Annotated in this window: 8 protein-coding genes and 1 pseudogene; all 9 read right to left on the bottom strand. The window is 45.0% G+C overall.

The genetic code is table 11. The features are described from left to right. Positions 1-50 precede the first annotated feature (50 nt). Positions 51-599 carry a 50S ribosomal protein L6 gene (gene rplF, locus IQ229_RS17535; RefSeq protein WP_163927942.1) on the bottom strand — a complete coding sequence of 183 codons (549 nt, stop codon included), beginning with the start codon at positions 597-599 and terminating at the stop codon, positions 51-53. 100 nt (positions 600-699) lie between these two features. Continuing rightward, positions 700-1,101: a 30S ribosomal protein S8 gene (rpsH, locus tag IQ229_RS17530; RefSeq protein ID WP_094349096.1), complete on the bottom strand. Its 402-nt coding sequence runs from the start codon at positions 1,099-1,101 to the stop codon at positions 700-702. A 20-nt stretch (positions 1,102-1,121) separates the two neighbouring features. Further along, on the bottom strand, positions 1,122-1,670 hold the full coding sequence (gene rplE, locus IQ229_RS17525) for a 50S ribosomal protein L5 (RefSeq protein WP_194045883.1): 549 nt from the start codon (positions 1,668-1,670) through the stop codon (positions 1,122-1,124). Positions 1,671-1,796: 126 nt separating this feature from the next. Beyond that, positions 1,797-2,150: a 50S ribosomal protein L24 gene (gene rplX / locus IQ229_RS17520; RefSeq protein ID WP_069070771.1), complete on the bottom strand. Its 354-nt coding sequence runs from the start codon at positions 2,148-2,150 to the stop codon at positions 1,797-1,799. Further along, the gene (rplN, locus tag IQ229_RS17515) at positions 2,150-2,518 is read right to left on the bottom strand and encodes a 50S ribosomal protein L14 (RefSeq protein WP_069070772.1); all 369 of its coding nucleotides are present in this window, start codon (positions 2,516-2,518) and stop codon (positions 2,150-2,152) included. Before rplN ends, rplX begins: the two co-directional genes overlap by 1 nt. 46 nt (positions 2,519-2,564) lie before the next feature. Beyond that, positions 2,565-2,813 (bottom strand): 30S ribosomal protein S17, encoded by a 249-nt coding sequence (gene rpsQ / locus IQ229_RS17510; RefSeq protein WP_094349093.1) that lies wholly within the window; start codon positions 2,811-2,813, stop codon positions 2,565-2,567. Positions 2,814-2,819: 6 nt separating this feature from the next. Then, positions 2,820-3,047, bottom strand: coding sequence for a 50S ribosomal protein L29 (gene rpmC / locus IQ229_RS17505; RefSeq protein WP_094349092.1), 228 nt, complete (start codon positions 3,045-3,047; stop codon positions 2,820-2,822). Between the two features lie 3 nt (positions 3,048-3,050). Then, positions 3,051-3,476 (bottom strand): 50S ribosomal protein L16, encoded by a 426-nt coding sequence (gene rplP / locus IQ229_RS17500; RefSeq protein WP_194045881.1) that lies wholly within the window; start codon positions 3,474-3,476, stop codon positions 3,051-3,053. An 87-nt stretch (positions 3,477-3,563) separates the two neighbouring features. Continuing rightward, positions 3,564-3,774: pseudogene (locus tag IQ229_RS17495) on the bottom strand (30S ribosomal protein S3); the annotation flags it as partial.

Genomic DNA, 3,774 nt, shown 5'->3' with positions numbered 1-3,774 from the left:
AACGCGCCGATGACGACGGTTTTTTGATTCTCTACGAGTAAGTTTCATTTCTACTTTTTACCACCCTTACCAGTCTTACCAGCTTTCCTTCTGACCACTTCACCGGCATAGCGGATGCCTTTACCTTTGTAAGGTTCTGGTGGACGAACAGCACGAATTTTGGCGGCTGTGTTACCTACGATTTCTTTGTCATAGCCACTGACAATGACGTTAGTAGTACCTTCTACAGCAAATTGAATTCCATCTGGTGGTTCAATTTGCACTTGATGGCTGTAACCCATATTTAAAACTAGGTTACGCCCTTGAAGTTGTGCCCTATAACCAACGCCTTGAATTTCCAAACGGCGCTGAAAACCTTGGGAAACTCCCTCGACCATGTTGGCAACTAAAGTCCGGCTCAAGCCGTGTAGCTGCTTCGATGTCCGAGTTTCATCCCGACGATTTACGTGTAATATTTCTCCCTCTTGAGAGAGTGAGACATTATCTCTGAGAGTGCGAGAAAGTTCTCCTTTCGGGCCTTTCACCACAATATTCGTACCATCGATCGCCACTTGAACTTTGGCGGGAATAGTAATTGGACGTTTACCAATACGTGACATGACTTTTTGTCCTTTGTTATTTGTCCTTTGTCCTTTGTCCCTTGTCGTTTGTCTTTCACTAATGACAAATGACTAATGACAAATGACTAATGACCAATGACTACCAAACGTAACAAAGTACTTCTCCACCCAAGTTTTGACGCCGCGCTTCGCGGTCAGTCATAATGCCACTGGATGTAGAAATAATGGCAATGCCAATGCCGCCTAGTACCCTTGGTAATTCTTTTCGATTTGAATAAACACGCAAGCCAGGCTTACTCACTCGCTTTAAGGCGGTGATTAGAGGCTGACGGTTTTTTCCCTTGTATTTCAGGGAAATCACCAGATTGCGTTTTACCCCTTCTTCTGCTTCTTCGATTTCAGCAATAAAGCCTTCCTCCCGTAGCACTTTGGCAATGCTGCGGGTCAATTTTGTAGCTGGCACTTGTGTAGTTTGATGCCGCGCCAGGTTGGCATTGCGGATGCGCGTCAGCATATCTGCAATTGTGTCGTTAGCCGCCATCGTTCCCTCTATAGATGAACTTACTGATCGCGAAAGGGCATTCCTAATTCTTTAAGTAAGGCGCGTCCTTCTTCGTCGTTTGTTGCTGTGGTGATGATGGAAATATCCATCCCACGCACTTGATCGATGCTGTCGTATTCAACTTCTGGAAAAATTAGCTGTTCTCTCACACCTAGAGTGTAGTTACCGCGTCCGTCAAAGCTTTTAGGGCTAACGCCGCGAAAATCTCGAATTCTGGGTAGTGACAGGCTAACTAACCGATCGAAAAAGGCATACATCCGTTCGGCTCTGAGTGTCACCATGATCCCCACAGGCATCCCTTGACGAATCTTAAAGCCAGCGATCGCCTTTTTCGCCCGTGTCACCACTGGTTTTTGACCTGTTACCAAGGCAATTTCGTTAATGGATGCCTCTAGAGACTTCGCATTTTGAGCTGCTTCACCCAAACCCCGGTTAATCGTAACCTTTACCAACTTCGGTACTTGATGAACGTTGGTATATTGAAACTGATTAATCAGTTTGGGGACGATTGTTTCTTGATATAAGGTTTTGAGTCTTGTTGTCGGCATAGTTTTTTGTCCTGATATCCCTGGGCTTGGTCAGGGAACTTTTATTGTCCTTTGTTATTTGTCCTTTGTCTTTTGTTATTTGTCTTTTTACTAAATAACTAATGACTAATGACCAATGACTAATGACTATTTATCTAGAATTTCGCCAGTTTTCTTGAGTTTTCTGACCTTTTTGCCTTCTGAGGTAAAGGTGTAACCAACACGACTAGCAACGTTTTGCTTGGTGGAATAAAGCATCACGTTGGAGCTATGAATTGGGAATTCTTGGGTAATAATTCGCCCTGATTCCCCTTCTTGCTGGGGTTTGACGTGCTTAGTTTTAATGTTGACACCTTTGACGATGACTTTACTCAGTTGGGGAAGTGCCTGAGTAATTTCGCCAACTTTTCCTTTGTCTTTACCAGCAATCACTTGGACGGTGTCGCCAGTTTTGACGTGCATTTTGTGGAATACTTTGGGCGTACCCTGTTTGGTTGCCATTAAAGCACCTCCGGAGCCAGAGAAACAATTTTGGTGAAGTTTTTATCGCGCAGTTCCCGTGCAACTGGGCCAAAAACCCGTGTGCCTCTGGGATTACCGTCTTTGTTGATGATTACAGCAGCGTTATCATCAAAGCGAATACTCATGCCGCTGTCACGACTTACAGCTTTCCGAGTCCGAACAATTACTGCTTCCACAACATCAGACTTTTTTACAGCCATGTTTGGTGTAGCATCTTTGACAACGGCGATAATCTTATCACCGATAAAACCATAACGACGGTTGCCTCCGCCTAAGATGCGGATACACATTAATTTACGAGCGCCGCTATTATCTGCGACATTCAGGTAAGTCTGGGGTTGAATCACAATTATTCTCCCTTGTAATGTTGTTAGTTTCTAACAACGATGAGGTTTAAGTAGGCTTGACGTTCAGGACTTCTGTGATTTTCCAGCGCTTGGTTTTGCTCAGGGGTCTTGTTTCCTGAATGCGAACGCGATCGCCTACTTTACACTGATTTTCTTCGTCGTGAACTTTATATCGTTGGGTGTTAACCACAATCTTGCCGTACTTGGGGTGAGGAGCGCGGTTTTCTATGGCGACTACCACAGTTTTTTGCATTTTATCGCTCACTACCAAGCCAACTCGTTCTTTAACTGCCATAATCTCCTACTTTTCTTCTTTAGCCGATTGACTTGCTGCCCGTTTGCGTTCTGTTTCTAGCGTCAGCAATTGGGCTAGGCGGTGGCGCAATTGTCGAAACTGATGGGGCTTTTCTAGTTGTCTGGTGGCTTTTTGCAAGCGCAACTGAAATAGTTGTCTTTTGATCGCGACAATTTCATCAGAGAGCTTTTCGTCGCTTAATTCTCTAGCTTCTGAAATTTTGGGAAGAGGCATAAGCTACTCCTGCTCCTGTGGTTGAGAGCGCACAACAAACTTAGTTTTGATGGGCAATTTAAATGAAGCCAAACGCATCGCTTCACGAGCGATTTCTTCAGAAACCCCACCGATTTCAAACAAAATTCGTCCTGGCTTGACTACAGCTACCCAAAACTCTGGATTACCTTTACCGGAACCCATCCGGGTTTCAGCAGGACGCATGGTTACTGGTTTATCAGGGAAAATCCGAATCCAGATTTGTCCACCCCGACGAATATAACGAGTCATTGCCCGACGGGAAGCCTCGATTTGACGCGAGGTAATCCAAGCAGGTTCTTGAGCTTGGAGTGCAAAATCACCGAAGTTGAGGGTACTACCACGGGTGGCTAGTCCTTCCATCCGTCCGCGCTGTTGTTTGCGGAATTTAGTTCTTCTAGGGCTTAACATGGTTTGTTACTTGTCATTTGTCATTTGTCCTTTGTCATTTGTCATCTGCCATTTCCTAATGACTAATGACTAATGACTAATGACGATTTATCCTTCATTTGAGCGGTCTTCAAATTGCTGGCGACGACGTTGTTGTTGACGGCGACGGGGTTCTCGATCACGATCGCGGGGGTCACGTTCGCGATCGCGGCTTGCTGGTGGTAATGGATCTGGTTCCTGTCCAGGAATAATTTCTCCCTTAAACACCCATACTTTGATACCCAAAATGCCGTAAACAGTTTTTGCCGTGCAATAAGAG

It is taken from the genome of Nostoc cf. edaphicum LEGE 07299 (assembly GCF_015207245.1).
Taxonomy (GTDB): Bacteria; Cyanobacteriota; Cyanobacteriia; order Cyanobacteriales; family Nostocaceae; genus Nostoc; species Nostoc edaphicum_B.
Note: the sequence above shows the minus strand (reverse complement) of the source record. Positions and strands in the feature narration are given on the sequence as shown.